This window comes from Pseudomonas sp. Fl4BN1, assembly GCF_009908285.1.
Lineage (GTDB): Bacteria > Pseudomonadota > Gammaproteobacteria > Pseudomonadales > Pseudomonadaceae > Aquipseudomonas.
Window position 1 is genome coordinate 22666 of sequence record NZ_JAAARM010000020.1, and the last position, 20922, is coordinate 43587.

The following is a 20922-nucleotide window of genomic DNA, read 5'->3' on the forward strand; positions in this document are numbered from 1 at the left end:
TGATTTCCGGGCCGCCGGTATCCCCAATCACCCACAGCCACCTGTAGGAGCCGGCTTGCCGGCGAAGAGGCCCTTGAGCCCTGCGTTGTCCACGAGGACGCCTTCGCTGGCAAGCCAGCTCCTACGGGGTGAAACCCGAACCCTGATTTCCGGGCCGCCGGTATCCCCAACCACCCACAGCCACCCTGTAGGAGCCGGCTTGCCGGCGAAGAGGCCCTCGAGCCCTGCGTTGTCCACGAGGACGCCTTCGCTGGCAAGCCAGCTCCTACGGGGTGAAACCCGAACCCTGATTTCCGGGCCGCCGGTATCCCCAACCACCCACAGCCACCCTGTAGGAGCCGGCTTGCCGGCGAAGAGGCCCTCGAGCCCTGCGTCGTCCACGAGGACGCCTTCGCTGGCAAGCCAGCTCCTACCCGGGTGGCCGGGCCATCCATTTCAGAAGGAATCCAACCATGTTCCATCGCCATCCGTTGGCCGGCGCCGTGGCGCTGGTCGTCGGCAGCCTTGCCGTGCCCGCGTTCGCTGCCCAAGCCTCAAGCAATGCCCCCGGCGCCAGCGCCGAGCACCTGGACACCGTGGTGGTGGTGGGCACCCGGCGCAGTGATGTCACCGCCCTGGAAAGCGCCGCGCCGGTGGACGTGCTGTCCGCCGCGCAGTTGCAGCAGACCGGCGCCAGTGACTTGTCCGGCGCCCTCACCGCCCTGTCGCCGTCGTTCAGCTACCCGCAATCGCCCCAGGGCGCCTTCGCCGGTTCCATCGCCCAGGGCGCTTCCCTGCGTGGCCTGGCATCGGACCAGGTGCTGGTGCTGGTCAACGGCAAACGCCGCCACACCAGCGCCAACGTCACCCGCCAAAGCCTGGTCAACGGCCGTGGCGCCGCCGCAGTGGACCTGAGCCTGATCCCCCTGAGCGCCATCGAGCGGGTGGAAATCCTGCGCGACGGCGCCGCGGCCCAGTACGGCTCCGACGCCATCGCCGGGGTGATCAATATCGTGCTCAAGGAAAAGGACGACGGCGGCAACCTCGGCTACCGCTTCGGCGGCTATGACAAGGGCGACGGCCTGCAGCGCAAGCTCAGCGGCTGGAAGGGTTTCAGCCTGCCCAACGACGGCTTCCTGACCCTGAGTTTCGACGCCGGCAGCCAGGACCCAGCCAGCGACACCAATCCCGACAAGCGAATCTTCTATCCCGGCTCCACCAACACCAGCACCCCCAGGGAACAGAACAACCGCTACCGCACCTGGCGCTGGGGTTCGGGCAATGTCTCGGACCAGTACAACTTCGCCGCCAACAGCGAGTTCGGCCTGAGCGAAGGGCTGACCGCCTACGGCTTTGCCACCTACTCCCACAAGAACACCGACGCCGAAGGCTTCTTCGACCCGCCCACCACCTTGCGCAACAACTACGGCAGCGACGCCCTGCAACGCTACCCCGACGGCCGCCTGCCGATCACCCGCTACGCGCTGGAGGACTACGCCCTGACCGGCGGCCTGCGCTATGAGGACGAGCGCCTGGGCAAGTTCGATCTGGCCCTGAACCACGGCGACAACAGCCTCAAGTCCACCGACCGCAACGCCATCAACCCCAGCTGGGGCGACGCCAGCCCGGCGAAGATCTACACCGGCAAGCGCGAGGCCGACCAGACCAACCTGACCCTGGACTGGGTGCGGGACTTTCCCACTGACCTGTTGTTCAAGCCCCTGATCCTGTCGGCGGGCCTGGCCTGGCGCCAGGAGAACTACGAGCTCAGCGCCGGCGAGGCTGCGGGCTGGCAGAACGGGCCGCTGTTCAATACCGCCGACCCGGTCACCGGCCGGCGCATTCCCGGCTACTACTCGGGCATCACCCAGGTCGACGCGGCCTCTCTGGAGCGCAAGGTCTGGGGCGCCTACATCGACGTCGAAGGGCAGATCACCGAGAAGTTCCAGGCCGGAGTCGCGGTGCGTACCGAGCACTATTCGGATTTTGGCGACACCACCAACGGCAAGCTGTCGCTGCGTTACGACTTCACCCCGCAACTCGCCGCCCGGGCCACCGCCAGCACCGGCTACCGGGCACCGTCCCTGGTGCAGAGCGGGCTGTCCTCGTTCAGCGTGCAGGTGGTGGAACAGCCGCCGGGCAGCGGCAACTACGTCGAGGTACAGCAACGCACCCTGAGGGCCGACAGCGCGGAGGCCAGGCTGCTGGGTGGCAAGGCACTCAAGCCGGAGGAATCCACCAACTACTCCCTGGGCCTGGTCTGGCGCCCGCTGGCCAACGCCTCGGTGACCCTGGATGCGTACCGGATCAACATCGACAATCGCATCACCCTGTCCGACCAATTGCCGGCCGCGGTGGTCACGCCGATCTTCGCCGGCACCCCGTACGCCAACATCCAGAGCGCGGCGTTCTACACCAATGTCGCCGACACCCGCACCGATGGCGTCGAGCTGACCGGCAACTACCAACTGGACCTGCAGCGATGGGGGCGCCTGAACCTGTCCAGCGGCTACAGCCAGAACGACACCAGGATCACCGCCCTGCGGGATGTGGGCGGCATCGCCGGCTCACAGATCGTCGGCCGCACCACCCAGGGCCTGATCGAGGACGGCACGCCGAAAAACAAGCTGATCCTGAGCGCCAACTGGCAGTACGACAGCTGGGGCGTGACCCTGGCCCAGCGCCGGTACGGGCAATGGAAAAGCCTCAACGCCAGCAACCCGACCCTGGACCAGACCTTCAGCGCGCAATGGGTGACCGACCTGGACATCGCCTACCGCTTCGACAAATCGCTGAAGCTGTCCGTGGGCGCCATCAACCTGTTCGACACCCACCCGGACAAAGCTGCGGGCGCGCAACTGTATGGCGTGCCCAAATACTCCATCACCAGCCCCGAGGGCGCCCAGGGCACGTTCTACTACACCAGCCTCAGCTACGACTTCTGAGGCCCGACTGCTGCCGAGGTGTTGCCCTGGCAGCAGTCACTGCTGCCCAGGCATCAGTTTCGCCGGCAAGCCAGCGCCCACAACCCACGCACAACGCCGCTCCTTGCGTAGGAGCCGGCTTGCCGGCGAACAGGTCCGCAAGCCTTGCGCCGCCCCGGCCGACGCCTTCGCTGGCAAGCCAGCTCCTACAGCAGTCAGATAAACCGTGCAGCTCCCCGTAGGAGCCGGCTTGCCGGCGAAGAGGCCCGCAAGCCTTGCACCGCCCCGGATGACGCCTTCGCTGGCAAGCCAGCTCCTACAGCAGTCAGATAAACCGTGCAGTTCCCCGTAGGAGCCGGCTTGCCGGCGAAGAGGCCCGCAAGCCTTGCACCGCACCGGCCGACACCTTCGCTGGCAAGCCAGCTCCTACAGCAGTCAGATAAACCGTGCAGTTCCCCGTAGGAGCCGGCTTGCCGGCGAAGAGGTCCGCAAGCCTTGCACCGCCCCGGATGACGCCTTCGCTGGCAAGCCAGCTCCTACGACGGGGGATGGCACAGGTCTTGCGATAGGCATCGGGTACTTCGCCGATATAAGAACCGCCATGGCTCATTCCTTGCGCTGCATCCTCACTTCCCTGACCTGGCTGATCTCGCCCCTGGCGCTGTTGCTGCTCTGGACCCTGGTGGCCCAGGCCGGGATCTTTCCGCGCAATCTGCTGGTGCCGCCGGCCCAGGTGCTGCAAACCTTCGAAACCCTGCTGGCCAGCGGCGAGTTGCTGGAGCACCTGCACAACAGCCTGTCACGCCTGGGCCTGGGCTTTGCCCTGGGGGCCCTCGGCGGCCTGGTGTTCGGGGTGCTGATGGCCCTGTCGAAAACCGTCGAGGCGTACTGCGCGCCGCTGTTCCATACCCTGCGGCAGATCCCCAGCATCGCCCTGATCCCGATGTTCGTGCTGCTGTTGGGCATCGATGAAACCTTCAAGATCGTCATCGTCGCCAAGACCGCGTTCTTCCCCGTGGCCCTGGCCGCCAGTGAGGGGGTCAAGGCCATTCCCCGCAGTTACTTCGAGGTGGCCGACGTCTACCGGCTGCGCTGGCCGACCCTGGTCCGGGAAATCGCCCTGCCCGCCGCGGCGCCGCCGATCATCACCGGGCTGCGCATCGGCCTGACCCGGTGCTGGGTGGTGCTGGTGGCCACCGAGTTGCTGGCCGCCGACAGCGGCCTGGGGCAGATGATCGAGATGGCCCGGCAGATGCTGCGCATCGATGTGGTGATGGTGGGGATAGTGGTCACCGGCGTCATCGGCTTTGCCCTGGACTTTTCCTTCCGCCGCCTGGAACAGCGCGTGCTGCGCTGGCAAACCCGATAGGAGCCCCCTGCATGACCACCCTACTGACCAAGTTTCGCGGTCTATTGCTGCCCCTGCTGCTGATCGGCGGCTGGGAATACCTGTCGCGCCAGGACGCCGCCGGGGCCTATGCCTTCGTGCCGCTGTCCACCATTGGCAGCGCCTTGCTGGAACTGCTGGGCAACGGCGAATTGTCGGTCAACCTGCTGGCCAGCCTGGGCCGGGCCAGCGGCGGCCTGCTGCTGGGCACCCTGGCCGGGGTGCTGCTGGGGGGCCTGATGGCCCTGTCAGCCCTGGCCAACCGCCTGATCGGCCCGCTGTTCCATTCAATCCGCCAAGTACCGATGCTCGGCTGGATTCCGCTGATCGCCATGTGGTTCGGCAACGGTGAGTTTTCCAAGATGCTGATCGTCAGCCTCGCGGCCTTCTACCCCATGGTGCTCAACACCTACCAGGGCTTTTGCCAGGTGGAACGGCGCTACCGCGAGGTCGGCCAGGTGCTGGTGCTCGGCCCGGTGCAGCGGCTGCGGCACATCCTGTTGCCGGCGGCCCTGCCGAGCATTGCCACCGGCCTGTTGCAGGCTCTGGCCTTTGCCTGGGTGACGGCGGTGGGCAGCGAGCTGTTCCTGTCCTCCGGTGCCGGCCTGGGCAACCTGATGATGAACGCCGAGGCCGGCTCGCGCATGGAGATCATCGTGCTCTGCGTGCTGTGCATCGGCCTGTGCGGCTACCTGATGACCCTGCTGTTGACCCTTCTGAGCCGCCGCCTGCTGCGCTGGCGCCCTACCCGTTAAGGCCCCCTCCATGAATGCAATCGCCCAACACGCCCCGCTTTACAGCCACCACCACACACCGCCCGGGGCCCTGCAGATCCGCGGCCTGAACAAGAGCTACCGGATCCAGGGCCAGGCCCTGCCGGTGCTGCAAGGCATCGACCTGGACGTCCAGCCTGGTGAATTCGTCAGCATCGTCGGCGCCAGCGGCTGCGGCAAATCCACCCTGCTGCGGCTGATCGTCGGCCTGGAGGGCGACTATCAGGGGCAGATGCTGCTGGACGGCAAGCCGGTGACCGGCACCAGCCTGGAACGGGGCATCGTGTTCCAGGACCACCGACTGTTTCCCTGGATGACCCTGGCCCAGAACATCGCCCTGGCCTTGAAGAACCACCCCTTGTCCGCCGCCGAGAAACAGCGCCGGGTGGCCGAGCACATTGCCCTGGTCAACCTGCAAGGCTTCGAGCAGGCCTACCCCCATCAACTGTCCGGCGGCATGGCCCAACGGGGGGCGATTGCCCGGGCGCTGATCAACCAGCCCAAGGTGCTGTTGCTGGATGAACCCCTGGGGGCACTGGATGCCCTGACCCGGGTGCACCTGCAGCACGAACTGCAACGGATCTGGGTGCAGCAGCGCTGCACGGTGATCATGGTCACCCATGACATTGAAGAAGCGCTGTACCTGGGGGACCGGGTGATCGTGATGGACGCCCATCCGGGGCGGATCAAGCATGAGATTCGTGTCGACCTGCCCCATCCGCGGGACCGCAGCTCCCCGGTGCTGCAGGGCTACAAGGAGCAGTTGCTGGAGGAATTGGTCGGGCATTGATGGTCGGGGTAGCACCACGATTACGTGGGGGCTGTAGGAGCTGGCTTGCCAGCGAAGGCGTCGGCCGAGGCGGTGCAAGGCTTGCGGGCCTCTTCGCCGGCAAGCCGGCTCCTACACAGGTGGCCTTGCGGTGGCGCTGGGGCTGTAGGAGCTAGCTTGCCAGCGAAGGCGTCGGCCGGGGCGGTGCAAGGCTTGCGGGCCTCTTCGCCGGCAAGCCGGCTCCTACACAGGTGGCCTTGCGATTACGTGGGCGCTGTAGGAGCTGGCTTGCCAGCGAAGGCGCCGGTCGGGGCGGTGCAAGGCTTGCGGGCCTCTTCGCCGGCAAGCCGGCTCCTACACAGGTGGCGTTGCGATTGCGCTGGGGCTGTAGGAGCTGGCTTGCCAGCGAAGGCGTCGGCCGAGGCGGTGCAAGGCTTGCGGGCCTCTTCGCCGGCAAGCCGGCTCCTACAAGGGGAGCCGGTGTTGCGCCGGCAATACGGGGGCTCAGGCGTGGGACCAGCGCCGGTGCAGGCCGCGGGCCAGGGCGTCGAGGGCGAAACCCAATACGCCGATCAGCAGGACCATGGCCATCAGTTCCGAATAGGCCAGGCGGTCCCGGGTATCAAGAATGAAGTAGCCCAGGCCAGCGCTGACACCAAGCATTTCGCAAGGCACCAGGACGATCCACAAGATGCCGATGGATAACCGTACTCCGGTCAGCACATGCCCCAGGACACCGGGCAGGATCACCTTGCGCAGGGTCTCCCAGCGGGTGGCGCTAAGGCTGCGGCTCAGTTGCAGCCAGCGTGGGTCGAGCTGGCGTACGCCAGCCGCGGTGTTGAGCAGGATCGGCCACAGCGCGGCAAATGCCAGGAGGAAGTAGATCGGCTGGTCTCCTACCCCCATCAGCATCACCACCACCGGCATCCAGGACAGCGGCGAGATCATCCGCAGGAACTGGAACGCCGGGGTGGTGGCCGCCTCCAGGTGCCGGTAGCTGCCCACCAGCAGGCCCAGGGGCACGCCGATCAGCAGGGCCAGCAACAGCCCCACCAGGATGCGCTTGAGGCTCACCAGCACATGCTCATACAGCTCGCCGCGCCCCAGCAGTTCCACCAGGCTGGCGAAGGTCGCCTCGGGGGAGAAACGCGCCGCCAGGCCATTGCCGCCGCCCAGCAGGTGCACCCCCAGCCACCAGCCCAGCAGCAGGCTCAATAGCCCGGCCAGGCCCAGGACCCAATGGCTCAGGGAGGAAGGTTGCTTGCCCATCAAAGACCGAACTCCTCGCTGCGTTCGAAACTGTCCGCCAGGCCGAAGGCCTTGAGCCCGCCCACCGAAGCGATGGCGTTGCGCACGAAGCGATCATCCACCAGGTCCTTGGCGGTGTGCGCCGGATCAAGGCCAGCCAGGAAGCCCTTGTCGCCCTCGATCAGGGTGTCCTTGAGGCGCTTGACCAATTCCTCGGTGTAGCTGGGGAACGGATACGGCTGGAAGTCGATGCGTTGTTCGTCCCAGTGGCTGTGCTGGATCGCCCCACTGGCCAGGTAGGCCTCGCGATCCTCGGCCGCCGGGGCCAGCACCCGTTTCAGCACCTGGGGCGCATGGGGGGTGTAGCGGTTGGCGCCGTCCTTGGACAGCAACTGGGCCGCTTCGGCGCGGTGATCACGGGTCCACAGCTGGGCCTTGACGATGGCGTTGACCACCTTCTGCGACCACTCGGGACGGTTGTTCAGGTCATGCTCGTGCATGAACACCACGCAGCAGGCGTGGTTGCGCCAGACATCCCCGGTAAAGCGCTGCACCCGTCCGACCTTGAGTTCCTCGGCCAGGGCGTTGAACGGCTCGGCGACGATGTAGCCGGCAATCCGCTGGCTGGCCAGGGCTGGCGGCATATCCGAAGGCGGCAGCACCAGCAGGTTGACCTCGTTGGCACCCAGGGCACTGCCAGCGGCCTTGCTCACCGGCACCAGGCCGTGGTCGCGGAACAGCTGCTGCACCACCACGTTATGGATCGAATACCAGAACGGAATCGCCACCGACTGCCCAGCCAGTTGCTTGACCTCGGTAATGCCCGGGGCCACGGTCAGGCCGGAACCGCCGACATGATTCCAGGCCACTACCTTGGCCGGCACCTGGCTGCCATACCGAGCCCAGACGGTCATCGGCGACAGCAGGTGGATGACGTTGACCTGCCCGGAAATGAACGCCTCGATTACCTGGGCCCAGCTGCGCAACAGCACCGGGCGCTCGGCCTTGATCCCTTCGGCCTCGAACAGGCCATTGTTGTGGGCCACCAGCAACGGCGTGGCGTCGGTGATCGGCAGGTAGCCGATGCGCACCGGCGCATCCGGTTCCTGGGCAGCGCGGGCCTGCAGGCTGTTGAGCAGCGGCAAGGCGCCGCCAGCTGTCAGCAGTGCGCTGAGTTTAAGAAAGTCACGACGCGTGTGAGTGAAGTCGTCCAGGCACATGGTCAATCTCCGACGGTGCAGGCAAAGGGGAATTAAGCGGATTGCGGCTCGCCCGCCGAAGGGTTTTGAGAATCTCGATACGCAGGGCGCCCAGCTCCTCGATCCGCTCGGCACGTGGCGCCGGTAAATCGATGTGCCACTGGCCGAGGGTGCGCGCCGGGCTGTTACCCAGTAGCAGAACCCGGTCCGACAGCAGCAGGGCTTCGTCAATGTCGTGGGTGATCAGCAGCGCTGCGGTCTGGTGCTGGCCGATTACCTTGAGCAGCAGTTGTTGCATGTCGGCGCGGGTCACCTCGTCCAGCGCGCCGAAGGGTTCGTCCAGCAGCAGCACCTGGGGCTGGCGAGCCAGGCAGCGGGCCAGCGCCGTGCGCTGGGCCATGCCGCCGGAGAGCTGTGCCGGGTAGCGCTGGCGGGCGTGTTCCAGGCCCACCGCGGCAATCGCCTGGTCGATGCGCTCCTTGCGCTGCTGTGGGCTCAGGTGCGGCTGGCGGGCGAAATCCAGGCCGAAGGCGACGTTGTGCTCCAGGTTCAGCCAGGGCAGCAGGCTGGGGTCCTGGAACGCCACGGCGACCCGCGGATGAGGCCCGTCGAGGGTTTCCCCCAGCAGGCTGACCTGCCCGGCATGGGGCTTCTGCAGGCCGGCCAGGACCCGCAGCAGGCTGGACTTGCCGACCCCGCTGGGGCCAAGGATGGACACCACTTCGCCGGCCTGCAGCTGCAGGTCGAAGTCCTCCAGCACGCTGTGCCAGCCATCTGCTGCCGGGTAGCCGAGGCTGATTGCCTGTGCGTTCAACAGGCCACTCATGCTGCCGCGTTCCGCGCCTGGCGTTGCAGTTCGGCGCGCAGTTGCACCAGGCTCGGGGTAACGATGGGCACGAACGCCGACTCCCGCCAGCGCCGGGCGAAACCGCTGCCGAACTCGCTGAGGTAGGCCTTGCCGCCGCTGGCCTGCAACTCCAGCTGCACGGCGTTGGCGGTGGCTTCGGCCAAGGCGATGCGAACCCGGAACAGCGCCCCGGGCTGGCTCAGGAAGCGCCCGTCGAGCAGGCCGCTCTTGAGCTCGCCGACAGTCTGTTCCAGAAGCTGGCGCTGCTCCAGCAAGGGCTCTTGAAGGATCGAACGGGAACCCTCGACATGTTTTTCCACCTCGCTCAGGGCCCGGCGCGCCAGACCGATGGCCAGGGCGCATTGCAGGCCGAGAAAGGCCGGGCGCACCGCCGGCAGGAACACCCGGGCATCGTCGTGCAGCAGCCAGTCACGGGCCACCGCCACCTGGTTCAGTTCCAGGGCCGCGGTGTTGCTCGATTGCAGCCCCATCAGTTGCAGGTCGTCAGAACGCTGCAACCCGGGCAAGGCATCCGGGATCGTCAGGATAAAGGGGGCACCGCCCTCCTCGCGCTCGATGGCCGCCGCCACCACGAACCCGCTTTTACGCAGGTTGGTAACCCAGTGCAGGCGGCCATTGAGGCTCCAACCGTGGTCCTGCGCCTGCGCCTTGACCTGCAAGGCTTCGATCCCCGAGAGGAATTTCATGGCATTGGACAGCCCGGTGGCCCCGGCCAGTTCGCCGCTGAGCAGCGACGGCAGCAGGCGCTGGCGCAAGCCGCTGTTGGGGCTGTGCAGCAGGTATTCGATAAAGGCCCGCTGGCCCCAGCAGACAAAGGCCGCCGCCAGGGAATGGCTGGCCACCGTGGCCATGACTTCCAGGGCGTCGGTCAGGTCACCGCCGCTGCCGCCCTGGGCCGGGTCGATGCCGACCCGCAGCACCTGGGCGCCCGCCAGCCGGGCGAGAACCTGCTGCGGGTCGCACTGGCCCTGGTCGAGTGCCTGGGCCTGGGCGTCCAGCCACTCACTCAATAGCGGATTGAGCATGTCGTTTACTCCTTGAAGGGCGTTGTCGCCCTGACTCATTGACCTTGCGCGGACCAGCGATACTTGGCCAGCTCGGGGTTCAGTTCGGTGCCGGCGAACACGTTGGCAAAGTTGCACAAGGTCGCCAGGCTGATGCCCAGGATCACTTCCAGGGCGTTGCCTTCGCTGTATCCTGCGGCCTTGAACTGGGCATAGCCCGGGTCGCTGACCTTGCCCCGGGTGGCGATCACTTCACGGGCGAACGCCGCCAGGGCTTCCAGCCGGGCCTCGGGCAAGGTGCTCTGCTCACGCAGGGCGCTGACCACCGGGTCCGGGAGTTTGGCCTTGTTCAGGGCCACCGAGGTATGACCTGCGACACAGAAGTCGCAGCCATGGGTGGTGGCCGCGATCAACTGCACCACTTCGCGCTCCGCCAGGCTCAGCTCGGCCTTGCCGTTGAGCGCCGAGACCGTGACGTAGGTTTCCAGGGCCGCCGGGGCGTTGGCCAGGATACCCAGCAGATTGGGAATGAACCCGGAGTTCTTCAAGGCATTTTCAAGAAACGGCCGAGCCGCTTCTGGGGCGCTGTGCAAGGTGTGTAGAGTGACGCGGGACATGGAGTGGACTCCTGCTGTGTGGGTGTGCGTCAAGTCTGTTGGTTATAAGAATTTCGATCCATATTCTAAAGTAGCAATTACTTGCTCCTGAGTGTTTCCCTTAGATGATTTCGTCAAACCCGCTGGTTGATTGGTTATTAGAAGGACTGGAACTCGATGCCAGCCTGTTTCACATCGGTCGCTACTGCGGCGGCTGGCACGCCAGCACCCAGGGCCTGGCCCGGGCCAGCTTCCACCTGGTTGTGCAGGGTCATTGCTGGTTGCATATCGATGGCGTGCCCGAGGCCCAGTGTCTAAATGCCGGGGATGCGGTTTTCCTGCTGCAGGACCTGGGTTATCGGCTGTCCAGCGCGCAGCAGGCCGAAGTTGCCCAGCAGTTGCCACGCCTGGCCATGGGCCCGCTGGACCCGACTGCCCAGGACGGCGTCGGGCTGGTCTGCGGCTTTTTCCATTTCAAGTCCGGGCTGTCCTCGCTGATCATCGACGGTCTGCCGGGCTGGATCATCCTGCAGGCCGGTGACCCCTCGCTGAGTGCCGCGCGGGCGCTGTTCCAGCTGATTCTCGACGAATGCCAACGGCTCCCGGCACCGTCCCAGGCGTTGCTCGAACGTCTCAGTCACCTGCTGTTTCTGTATGTATTGCGCCAGCAGGTCAGCGATAACCAGGACCTCGGCGGCCTGGTGGCCCTGGCCCGGCATCCGGCGTTTGCGCCGTTGCTGGAGCAACTGATCCAGCGGCCCGGCGAGCCGTGGCCCCTGGAAAGCATGGCGGCCCTCACCGGGCTCTCGCGGTCGGCGTTTTTCAAACGCTTCAATGAGCTTGCCGGACAGTCCCCGGGGCAGGTCCTGCTGGCCCTGCGCATGCGCCATGCCTGCCAACGGCTCAAGGCCAACCAGACCGTGGAGCAAGTCGGGGCTGCCGTGGGCTATCAGTCGATTGCCGCCTTTACCCGGGCCTTCACCAAGGCGGTGGGGCTGCAACCGGGGGCCTACCGCAAGCAGCATGAAGGACGCTGAGCCACACCGGCACCAGGCTCAGCGCCGGTGAGCCAGGGCCCGCACCAGCCGGTCGCCACAGCTCTGTACGCCCTGGACCAGCAGCACCAGGACCAGCACCGTGGCCAACATGATCTGGTTGTTGAAGCGCTGATAGCCATAGCGGATCGCCAGGTCCCCCAGCCCACCTCCGCCAATGACTCCGGCCATGGAAGAGAAGCCGATCAGCATCACCAGGGTCAGGGTCAACCCTGCCAATAGCGCCGGTAAGGCTTCGGGCAGCAAGGCCTTGAAGATCACATGGCCGATGTGTCCACCCATGGCCAGGATCGCCTCGATTCGCCCCTTGTCCACTTCATCCAGGGCGTTCTCGACAATTCGCGCAAAGAACGGAAAGGCGCCGATGGTGATGGGCACCACCGCGGCGGTGCTGCCCAGGGTGGTGCCCACCACCAGCCGGGTCAGGGGAATCAGGGCAATCAACAACACCACGAAGGGCAATGAGCGGCCGAGATTGACCAGCCCGCCCAACAGGCGATTAAGGCGTGGCATCGGGCACAGCCCGCCTTTGCGGCTGACGAACAGCAACACCCCCAGCGGCAGGCCGATCAACAGGGTCAACAGCGACGCCAGGAACACCATGTACAGCGTTTCGCCGGTGGCGATCAACAGCAGTTGCGCCAGTTCCTGCCAATCAACACTGCGGTTCACAGGCGCTCACTGCGGATGCCCCGCTGGGCCAGGGAGGCCAGCAGTTGATGGAACTTCACGGCCTCGCCCGGAGCGGCAGCAATGCGCAGGCGCCCTACCCGCTGGCCCGCCACGGACTCGACACCACCGGCCAGCACCTTGAGCTCCAGCGCCTGCTGGCGGCTCAGTTGCGCAAGCAGCGGCGCCGCGCGCTGGTTGTCGAAGAAGGTCAGTTCGGCCTGGAGCTGGCCGCCGCTGAACGGCAGGTTGTAGCCCGGCAGCAACGCGCGGCCGAGTTCCGACTGTGGGTCCGCCAGCAGTTGCGCGATCGGACCGCATTCCACCAGCCGGCCCTGGGCCAGGGAAGCGGCGTGGGAACAGATCGACTTGACCACCTCCAGTTCATGGGTGATCAGCACAATGGTCAGCCCCAACTCGCGGTTGATCCGCGCCAGCAGCTGCAGGATCGACGCCGTGGTTTGCGGGTCCAGGGCGCTGGTGGCTTCATCCGACAGCAGGTACCGGGGACCGGCGGCCAGGGCTCGGGCAATGCCCACCCGTTGCTTCTGGCCGCCGGACAATTGCGAGGGAAAGGCCTGTGTCTTGTCACTCAGCCCCACCAGTTCCAGCAGCTCCAGGACCCGGGCCCGGCGTTGCTCCTTGGCCTGGCCGGCTATCTCCAGGGGCACCGCGACATTGTCGAACACCGTGCGCGAATGCAGCAGGTTGAAGCCCTGGAAAATCATGCCGATGCGCTGGCGCTGCTTGCGCAGCTGACCCGCAGACAAGGCGCCGAGGTCCTGGCCGTCGATCAGGATGCGCCCGGCACTGGGACGCTCCAGCAGGTTCAGGCAGCGCAGCAGGGTCGACTTGCCGGCGCCACTGCGCCCGAGAATGCCGTACACCGCGCCATCCGGAATGCTCAGCGAAACCTGCTGCAGTGCCGGCGGCTGGCCATCGCCATAGACCTTGCTGACTTGCTCGACCTGGATCATGGCTGACGGTCCGCCACCGGAATCACCGAACCCGAATAGGTCTCGGTGATGAACTTGGCCACTTCAGGGGAATTGAGGTCCTTGGCCAGTTGGCGGATGCGTGGATCGCCCTCCAGCTTGGGCGTGGTCACCAGGATGTTGGCGTAAGGGTTGTGCTCGGCCTTCTCCAGCCCCAGGGCATCCTTGGCCGGCAGCAGCCCCGCTTCCAGGGCGTAGTTGCCGTTGATTACGGCCAGGTCCACGTCTTCCAGGGCCCGGGGAATCTGCGGCGATTCGATTTCGAGGATCTTCAACTGCCTGGGGTTGTCGGCGATGTCCTTGGGGGTGGCCTGGTCGCGAGCCGGATCGGTGAAACCGGGCTTGAGGCGGATCAGTTGGTAATCCTGCAGCAGGTACAGGGCACGGCTGAGGTTGGTGACATTGTTGGGCACCGCCACCGTACCGCCCTGGGGCACCTGGTCGAAGCCCTGGTGCCGTTGCGAATAGATGCCCAGCGGTTCGATGTGCACGCTGGCAGCCACCGCGAAGGGTTGGCCCAGGGCCTGTTCCTGGGATTTGAGGTACGGCAGGTGCTGGAAGTAGTTGGCATCCACATCGCCGTGGGCCAGCAGTTCGTTGGAGTTCACGCCATTGGGAATCTCGATGATCTTCAGCGCCAGCTGCGGATCAAGCTTCTGCACATAGGCGAGGATCTGCGCGTGGGGCACCGGGTCGGCGGCGACCCGCAACGGCTGCGCTGCACTGGCCGGCAGGGCATGAGCCAGGCTGGCCAGCAGCGCCAGGGTGAACAGGTTTTTCTTCAACATGGCAGTGTCCTTGCTCAGCGAATGAAGGTCAGGCACCCAGGGCCTTGGGGACCAGGGCGTCGGGGTAGAAACGCCGGGCCACGTCCGGGTGCGAACGCAGCCGCCCCTTGAGGTAGTTCCAGCCGACCTCGCGAAACAACGGGTTGTCGGGATCACTGGCCGGGCCCCGGGCGGCTTGCCGCAGCGCTGCGGGTAACGGGTACAACGGCACCCGGGCATCCAGTTGCGCGCCTAGGAAAAAGGCGATGGACAAACGCTCGCGACCCGCTGGCGGCGACAGCACGCGGTGCACCGTGGCCCGCAGGTAGCCGTGGGTGGCCAGCTCCAGCAACTCGCCGATGTTCACCACCAGGGTGTGCTCCCGAGGCGGCGCGTCGATCCAGCGGCCCTCCTCCACTTCCACCTGCAGGCCGGCCTGCTGGTCCTGCAATACAAAGCTCAGGAAGCCGGAATCCTTGTGAGCGCCGACACCCTGGTTGCTTTGCCCCGGCACGTGACCGGGATAGCGGATCAGCTTGATGTGCTCATTGGGCCGCTCGCCGTACAGCGGGTCGAAGGCCTGTTCCGGCAGCGACAAGGCCTGGGCAAAACCGCGCAACAGGCGCAGGGACATGCGGGTCATTGCCTGCTGCCATTCGAGCAACAGCGGTTTCAGTGCTGGCAGTTGCGGCGGCCACTGGTTGGGGCCCTGCAGACGGGCCCAGGGCGGGCTTTGCGCATCCAGGGGCAAGGCCTCGCGCTCTGCCCCGAGGTCGAACTGCTCACGCAGGTCCGGTTGGTTCCGGGTGATTTCCGAGGCCGCACGGGTGTAGCCGCGAAAATGTGGCGAATGGATCATCCCCACCGCGGCCTTGTCAGCCTCGGGCAAGGCAAACAACTCCCGGGCCTGTTGTTGCACCCGGCGCAGCAGCCGGTGATCGATGCCGTGACCGCTGAGATAGAAGAAACCGACGTCCCGGGCGGCCTGGCGCAGGCCCTCGAGAAAGGCCTGGCGCTGGGCCGCAGTGCCATCCAGCTGGGCCAGGTCAAGAACAGGTAATGCTGTGATCTCCAGCGAATGCGGCATGTTTCACTCCCCTGTGAATGACCACGTCCGAGACTGCGCGGCTCAGAGCTTGGCGATGGACACTTCGGTGGATTTGACGAAGGCGATCACTTCGCTGCCGACCTTGAGCTCCAGGTCGCGCACTGAGCGGGTGGTGATCACCGAGGTGACGATGCCCGAGGCAGTCTGTACGTCGATTTCCGAGACCACCTGACCTTCATGAATCTCCTTGATCACACCTTTGAACTGGTTGCGCACGTTGATCGCTTTAATGGTCATGCTGGAAATCCTTTGCTGGCACCGGACTCACGAATTGAGCGGCTGGTGATTAACATGCGCCTTTGGAAAACACCTTTAAAGGAATAAATAATTAGTATTTTATACCATTATGGAATATGAGTTTTTCACCTGCTCAGCGGCTTTGCCGTTGTGGCACTCACTCCCGCGCTCTTGACCGCTACCGGCAGCTTTGTTTCCCTGTGCCCTCCACAGACAACGCTCGACAGATACCAGGAGATCGGCATGCGCACGCTCAAGCTCGCGGATCGGCAGGTTCCGGTCATTGGCCAGGGGACTTGGCGGATGGGCGAGGACCGCCAGCAACGGAACCAGGAAATCGCCGCCTTGCGTACCGGTATCGAACTGGGCATGAGCCTGATCGACACCGCGGAAATGTATGGTGAAGGCGGCGCCGAGGAAGTGGTCGGCAAGGCCATTGCGGGGCGCCGTGACGAGGTGTTCCTGGTGAGCAAGGCGTACCCCCACAACGCCAGCTGCAAAGGCCTGCCCCTGGCCTGCGAGCGCAGCCTGAAACGCTTGGGCTGCGAAGTCATCGACCTGTACCTGCTGCACTGGCGCGGCCAGTACCCGCTGGCGGAAACCATCGAAGCCTTCGAGCGCCTGCGTGAGGCCGGCAAGATCCGCCGCTGGGGTGTCTCCAATTTTGATCTGGCAGACCTGGATGAACTCGACGCACCCGCCTGCGCCACCAATCAGGTGCTGTACAACCTGGAGTCGCGGGGCATCGAGTTCGACCTGTTGCCCGCCTGCCAGCAACAGCGGATGCCGCTCATGGCCTATTGCCCGCTCGGCCAGGGTGGCGCCTTGCTGGCGCAGCCGACCCTGCAGCAAATCGCCCAGCGGCACGAGGTCAGCACGGCCCAGGTGGCCCTGGCCTGGTTGTTGCGCCAGGACCAGGTAGTGGTCATCCCCAAAGCCGTGCGCCCGGCTCATGTGCGACTCAATGCCAAGGCCTGCGAGCTGCAATTGGCAGCGGAAGACCTGCAAGCCATCGATCAGTTTTTTACTCCACCCCGACGCAAACAACGCCTGGAAATAGTCTGAAACCGCAACCGCTGGAACGAGGATAAAGAGCAATTCTCAACCTGGGAGAACGTTATTAATTATCAATTAAAACAACTAGTTATCAGTTACAAGTTGCTGTTTCAGCACTATTCGAAATAAGCAATAGAGTAGCGAGGATATAAAGCCACTTATCTTCGGTTATTTAAGAATTGTCTGATCCCTGCTTGGCATGCCCCCAATTACAGTTGGCGCATGAGATTAAAAAGCTACCTGCATCAGATCAATCCCCTTTTTTCCAGTCCTGAAGCAGCCCGTCGGCTGCTTCGTTTCGTGGCGCTGATCCTTTTGATCGGCCTGCTGGGCGCTGTCTACAACTTCCTGCGCTCAAGCATCAACAATGAACTGTCACAACGGCGCAGCTACATGAGCAGCGCCATCGCCGAAGCCCAGACCTTCTTCACCAGCCGCGAAGCCTTGCTGGAGAGCCTGAGCCTGTCCGCCGTGCATAAGTCCCGGCTGAGTGAAAGCGGCAACGGCAACGGCAAGCCCACCGGCGATCCCGGTGAGGAAATTCACCTGCTGTTGGGCATGCAAGGGGAAAATCAATGGGGGGTCTGGCTCACCCAACGCATGCGTGACTACCTCAAAAGCAAGCAATTGAACCTGCTGTATGTGCACGGCGAGGAAACACCTCAGGTGCAACGCCTGTTCAGCACCCAGCCCGAAACGGCACAGCTTCCCGAATTGTTGCTTTCCCAGTTGGCCAGCCTGAAGCTCACCGCGATTCCGGTGGGTGAAGAAGTGTGGCTGATGGATCACTCCTCCAGCGCCGCCCGGTTGTATATTTTTACCCGCCTGGACGAGCGCTTCAGCAACTCCGGCTGGCTCGGCCTGGAGATGGATGGCAAGAGTGTTTCCGCAGCCCTCAGCGACAAGAGCGCCGGGGACTTCATGATGTTCAATTCCCAAGGCGGGCTGATCTTCAGCAGCACCCCCAGCGCTCAATTGAGCGCAGCGGTGCAACAGGTCCAGGGCGGCAGTTTCTTCGGCTTTCTTGGCGGCCGCTGGTGGCCCGACCATCTGGTGATCCGCAAGCAACTGGGGTCATCGGACTGGCAACTGGTGTACTCCTTCGAGCTGCACACGCTGCTCAAGAGCCTCTTGCCGCAGTTGCTCAGCGCCTTGCTCATCAGCCTGTTCGGCATCGCCTTGATCGGCTTCCTGACTCACTGGATCGAAGTACGCCTGATCGCTCCAGCGCTGCACCGGATCCAGGCCCTGATCGAAAGCGAAGCCTTCAGTCGCGACGTGATCCAGATTGCCCCGGTGGCCTTGTGCGTGCTGCGGCGCAGCGATGGTCAGGTGGTGCTGGAGAACACCCTGTCCCAGCAATGGCTGGGCGATGGCAGCGAGCGCGATCAACTGTGCGCGGGATGGATCGAACAGGCCTTCGACCCCAACCGCCCCAACAGCTCGGACTACTTTGAAACCGCAGATGGGCGCCATCTCTACCTCAGTTCGGCGCCCACCCGATACAACGGTGAAGACGTGCTGTTCTGTGCCTTCAGCGATATCAGCACACGCAAGCAGATCGAGGCCGCCCTGGAGGAAGCCAAGCGCCTGGCCGACACCGCCAACGAAGCCAAGACGCTATTCCTGGCCACCATGAGCCATGAAATCCGCACGCCACTGTACGGTGTCCTCGGCACCCTGGAGTTGCTCTCGCGCACCCATCTGGACAACCAGCAGCAGGACTATTTACGGGCGATCGAGGGTTCCTCCGGCACCCTGCTGCAACTGATCTGCGACGTGCTCGATGTGTCCAAGATCGAAGCCGGCCAGTTGGCCCTGGAACTCAGCGAGTTCTGCTCCCTGGACCTGGTGCATGAAATCATCCATGGCTATGCCGCGGCGGCCCAGGCCAAGGGCCTGCAGTTCTATGCCTGCGTGGATCCACAGTTGCCGGAAATTCTTCTGGGCGACGTCACGCGGATCCGCCAGATCCTCAGCAACCTGTTGAACAACTCGGTCAAATTCACCGACTCCGGGCGCATCGTCCTGCGGGTCCGGGTGGACAGCCGCGATGGCGAGCGCAGCAACATCCTCTGGCAGGTATCCGACACTGGCCGAGGCATCGCCCAGGACGACCAGACACTGATCTTCGAACCCTTCTACCAGACCGAGGGCAACACCAACGTCATCGCCGGTACCGGTCTGGGCTTGCCGATCTGCCAGCGCCTGACGCAGTTGATGAACGGCAATCTGCGCATGGTCAGCGAGCTCGGGTTGGGCAGCAGCTTTACCCTCACCCTACCCCTCGAGGCCTCATCCACGCTGACCAACGCTCCGGTCATCAGCCCGCTGCTGCCGGAAATGATCTACGTGGTGTCACCGGTGCGTGAAGTGGCCGAATCGGTAGCGGGCTGGTTACGCCGCTGGGGCGCTCGAGCCCAGTTCAGCCTGCCCACCCAAACGGATCGGAGCCGTGGCAATGTGCTGATCGAGCTGCACCCTGGCGCGATAGAGCAACGCCTGGAACCCGACTGGCAGGGGCCACTGATACTGGCCAGTGGCGACGGTCACAACGAGCCGCGGATTCACGGCGGCAGCTGGCAGGTCAATACCAACAACCTGCGGGCGATTCACCAGGCCGTCAGCCAGGCACAAGGCGTCTGGGTGGCCCAGAGCGAAGAGCGCCCCGACAGCCGCGAGCTGAAAAAGCTCAGCCTGCATGTGCTGGTAGCCGAAGACAACGTGATCAATCAGTTGATCCTCAAGGATCAGTTGGAGGAACTGGGCTGCAGCGTGGAATTGGCTTCAAACGGAGAAGAAGCCCTGTCTATCTGGAGAGCAGGTCACTTCGACGTGGTGTTGACCGATGTGAACATGCCGAAGCTCAACGGCTATGAACTGGCCAAGAGGCTTCGACGTCAAGGCTGTTCGATCCCGATCATCGGGGCGACGGCCAATGCAATGCGCGGAGAAGAAGAGCTCTGTCTTGCAGCCGGGATGAACCACTGTCTGGTGAAGCCCTTTGCATTAAGAGCGTTGTTCAACTACCTGGCGCCTTATGAAAGAGCCTCTCATGAAGTCCTGTAGCATATTGATTGTTGAAGATCAGCCGTTTCAGTACATGTACCTGCAACATTTGTTCAGCGAGTTGGGCCCTTATCATCTGGAAGTCGCGAGCAATGGCATCGAAGCTCTCGAGCGTCTCAAGCAACGCCATTTCGACCTGGTACTGACAGATCTGCTGATGCCCGGCATGGATGGCGTGCAGTTCATCCAGGGCCTGGCCTCCCAGCGCGCACGCCCGGCGCTGGCGATCATGAGTGCCTCTTCCCGACGGATGTTGATGGGCGCAAGCCTGGTGGCCCGCAACCTGGGCCTGCGGGTCATCGGCCTGATTTCCAAACCGGTAAACCTCGCCGCGCTGCGTAACCTGACCGCACAGTTGCCAGACCTGGCCGCGAGCGCGTCAGCCCCGGCAATCTGGGTGGAGTGCAGCCGGGAAACCCTGCAGCAAGCCTTGGGCAACGCGCAGATTCAGGCCTGGTTCCAGCCCAAGAAGGCCCTCAACAACGGTCGGATCGTTGCCGCCGAGGCGCTGGTGCGTTGGATGCATCCGCAACACGGCATGCTGCTTCCCTGCGATTTCCTGCCGGAGCTCAACGAGGCAGGTCTTGAGGAGGAGCTGTTGTGGCTGATTCTGGAACAGGCCCTCACCGCCCAGGCATGCTGGCGCGAGGACGGTTACGACATCCCGGTGTCGATCAACCTGCCGACCCACTTGCTCAACAGCGCCGACCTGGCTGACCGCCTGTATGACTTCGTGGTCCAGCGCAACGGCATCCCGGGCAAGATCTGCTTCGAGCTCATGGAATGCTCCACCCCCGAACACATCAGCAACTTCTACGCCGGGGCCTGCCGCCTGCGCATCAAGGGTTTCGGCCTGTCCCAGGACGATTTCGGCAAGGGCTACAGCTCCTATATGAATCTGGTGTCAACGCCGTTCACCGAATTGAAGATCGACCGCGCCCTGGTCCAGGGCTGCCACAACAATGAGGAAATAGCCCAGGCGCTGACGAGCATCATTGCGTTGGGTCGGCAACTGGGCATGACGGTGGTCGCCGAAGGTGTGGAAAGCGCACAGGAGTTGGCCTTGCTGAGGAAAATCGACTGCACCCAGGTTCAGGGGTTCCTGATTTCTCACGCCGTATCCTCGCACCAGTTTCAGCAACTGCTGGTCCAAGACGGACCAGCGACAGTGTATTGATCGATGAACTATTGCCCGCCCGCGCAACAGTCGCTCATCGCT

Annotated in this window: 18 protein-coding genes; 8 read left to right on the forward strand and 10 right to left on the reverse strand. The window is 64.3% G+C overall.

The window, feature by feature from the left end:
* Window positions 1–452 precede the first annotated feature (452 nt).
* The 4 genes from GV818_RS21460 (at window position 453) to GV818_RS21475 (ending at window position 5853) form a co-directional block, all read left to right on the forward strand.
* On the forward strand, window positions 453–2924 hold the full coding sequence (locus GV818_RS21460; RefSeq protein WP_161777446.1) for a TonB-dependent receptor plug domain-containing protein: 2472 nt from the start codon (window positions 453–455) through the stop codon (window positions 2922–2924).
* A 580-nt stretch (window positions 2925–3504) separates the two neighbouring features.
* Window positions 3505–4272 (forward strand): ABC transporter permease, encoded by a 768-nt coding sequence (locus GV818_RS21465; protein WP_161777447.1) that lies wholly within the window; start codon window positions 3505–3507, stop codon window positions 4270–4272.
* An 11-nt stretch (window positions 4273–4283) separates the two neighbouring features.
* Window positions 4284–5045 (forward strand): ABC transporter permease, encoded by a 762-nt coding sequence (locus tag GV818_RS21470; RefSeq protein WP_161756404.1) that lies wholly within the window; start codon window positions 4284–4286, stop codon window positions 5043–5045.
* A 10-nt stretch (window positions 5046–5055) separates the two neighbouring features.
* Entirely contained in the window at window positions 5056–5853 is a 798-nt protein-coding gene (locus GV818_RS21475) for an ABC transporter ATP-binding protein (RefSeq protein WP_161777449.1), read from the forward strand.
* Window positions 5854–6336: 483 nt separating this feature from the next.
* Here the strand turns inward: GV818_RS21475 and GV818_RS21480 are convergent, their stop codons facing one another.
* Genes GV818_RS21480 through GV818_RS21500 form a run of 5 tightly spaced genes read right to left on the reverse strand, consistent with a single transcriptional unit; the run spans window position 6337 to window position 10768 of the window.
* The gene (locus GV818_RS21480) at window positions 6337–7101 is read right to left on the reverse strand and encodes an ABC transporter permease (protein WP_161777451.1); all 765 of its coding nucleotides are present in this window, start codon (window positions 7099–7101) and stop codon (window positions 6337–6339) included.
* Window positions 7101–8300 carry an ABC transporter substrate-binding protein gene (locus tag GV818_RS21485; protein WP_161777453.1) on the reverse strand — a complete coding sequence of 400 codons (1200 nt, stop codon included), beginning with the start codon at window positions 8298–8300 and terminating at the stop codon, window positions 7101–7103. The genes GV818_RS21480 and GV818_RS21485 overlap by 1 nt, the downstream gene beginning before the upstream one ends.
* Complete coding sequence (locus GV818_RS21490) at window positions 8266–9105, reverse strand: ABC transporter ATP-binding protein (RefSeq protein WP_161777455.1); 840 nt, start codon at window positions 9103–9105, stop codon at window positions 8266–8268. Before GV818_RS21490 ends, GV818_RS21485 begins: the two co-directional genes overlap by 35 nt.
* Window positions 9102–10172, reverse strand: coding sequence for an acyl-CoA dehydrogenase family protein (locus GV818_RS21495; protein WP_161777457.1), 1071 nt, complete (start codon window positions 10170–10172; stop codon window positions 9102–9104). Before GV818_RS21495 ends, GV818_RS21490 begins: the two co-directional genes overlap by 4 nt.
* 35 nt (window positions 10173–10207) lie before the next feature.
* Entirely contained in the window at window positions 10208–10768 is a 561-nt protein-coding gene (locus GV818_RS21500; RefSeq protein WP_161756398.1) for a carboxymuconolactone decarboxylase family protein, read from the reverse strand.
* A 104-nt stretch (window positions 10769–10872) separates the two neighbouring features.
* Here GV818_RS21500 and GV818_RS21505 point away from each other — a divergent pair, with 104 nt between their 5' ends.
* Complete coding sequence (locus GV818_RS21505) at window positions 10873–11784, forward strand: AraC family transcriptional regulator (RefSeq protein ID WP_161756397.1); 912 nt, start codon at window positions 10873–10875, stop codon at window positions 11782–11784.
* A gap of 18 nt (window positions 11785–11802) precedes the next feature.
* Here the strand turns inward: GV818_RS21505 and GV818_RS21510 are convergent, their stop codons facing one another.
* The 5 genes from GV818_RS21510 to GV818_RS21530 are packed head-to-tail and all read right to left on the reverse strand — an operon-like array spanning window position 11803 to window position 15578.
* Window positions 11803–12474: a methionine ABC transporter permease gene (locus GV818_RS21510; protein ID WP_161756396.1), complete on the reverse strand. Its 672-nt coding sequence runs from the start codon at window positions 12472–12474 to the stop codon at window positions 11803–11805.
* Window positions 12471–13448: a methionine ABC transporter ATP-binding protein gene (locus tag GV818_RS21515; RefSeq protein ID WP_161777458.1), complete on the reverse strand. Its 978-nt coding sequence runs from the start codon at window positions 13446–13448 to the stop codon at window positions 12471–12473. The genes GV818_RS21510 and GV818_RS21515 overlap by 4 nt, the downstream gene beginning before the upstream one ends.
* Entirely contained in the window at window positions 13445–14254 is an 810-nt protein-coding gene (locus GV818_RS21520) for a MetQ/NlpA family ABC transporter substrate-binding protein (protein ID WP_161777460.1), read from the reverse strand. Before GV818_RS21520 ends, GV818_RS21515 begins: the two co-directional genes overlap by 4 nt.
* A 28-nt stretch (window positions 14255–14282) precedes the next feature.
* Window positions 14283–15320 (reverse strand): isopenicillin N synthase family dioxygenase, encoded by a 1038-nt coding sequence (locus GV818_RS21525; protein WP_161777461.1) that lies wholly within the window; start codon window positions 15318–15320, stop codon window positions 14283–14285.
* A gap of 42 nt (window positions 15321–15362) precedes the next feature.
* A complete protein-coding gene (locus GV818_RS21530) occupies window positions 15363–15578 on the reverse strand; it encodes a TOBE domain-containing protein (protein WP_009049200.1) in 216 nt (71 codons plus the stop codon).
* 243 nt (window positions 15579–15821) lie between these two features.
* On the opposite strand from GV818_RS21530, the gene GV818_RS21535 reads away from it, so the two are divergent.
* The 3 genes from GV818_RS21535 to GV818_RS21545 all read left to right on the forward strand — a co-directional run bounded on the left by GV818_RS21535 (window position 15822) and on the right by GV818_RS21545 (window position 20880).
* Window positions 15822–16643, forward strand: coding sequence for an aldo/keto reductase (locus GV818_RS21535; protein ID WP_161756392.1), 822 nt, complete (start codon window positions 15822–15824; stop codon window positions 16641–16643).
* A gap of 213 nt (window positions 16644–16856) precedes the next feature.
* Complete coding sequence (locus GV818_RS21540; RefSeq protein ID WP_161756391.1) at window positions 16857–19703, forward strand: ATP-binding protein; 2847 nt, start codon at window positions 16857–16859, stop codon at window positions 19701–19703.
* On the forward strand, window positions 19690–20880 hold the full coding sequence (locus GV818_RS21545; protein ID WP_161777463.1) for an EAL domain-containing response regulator: 1191 nt from the start codon (window positions 19690–19692) through the stop codon (window positions 20878–20880). The genes GV818_RS21540 and GV818_RS21545 overlap by 14 nt, the downstream gene beginning before the upstream one ends.
* Window positions 20881–20922 lie beyond the last annotated feature (42 nt).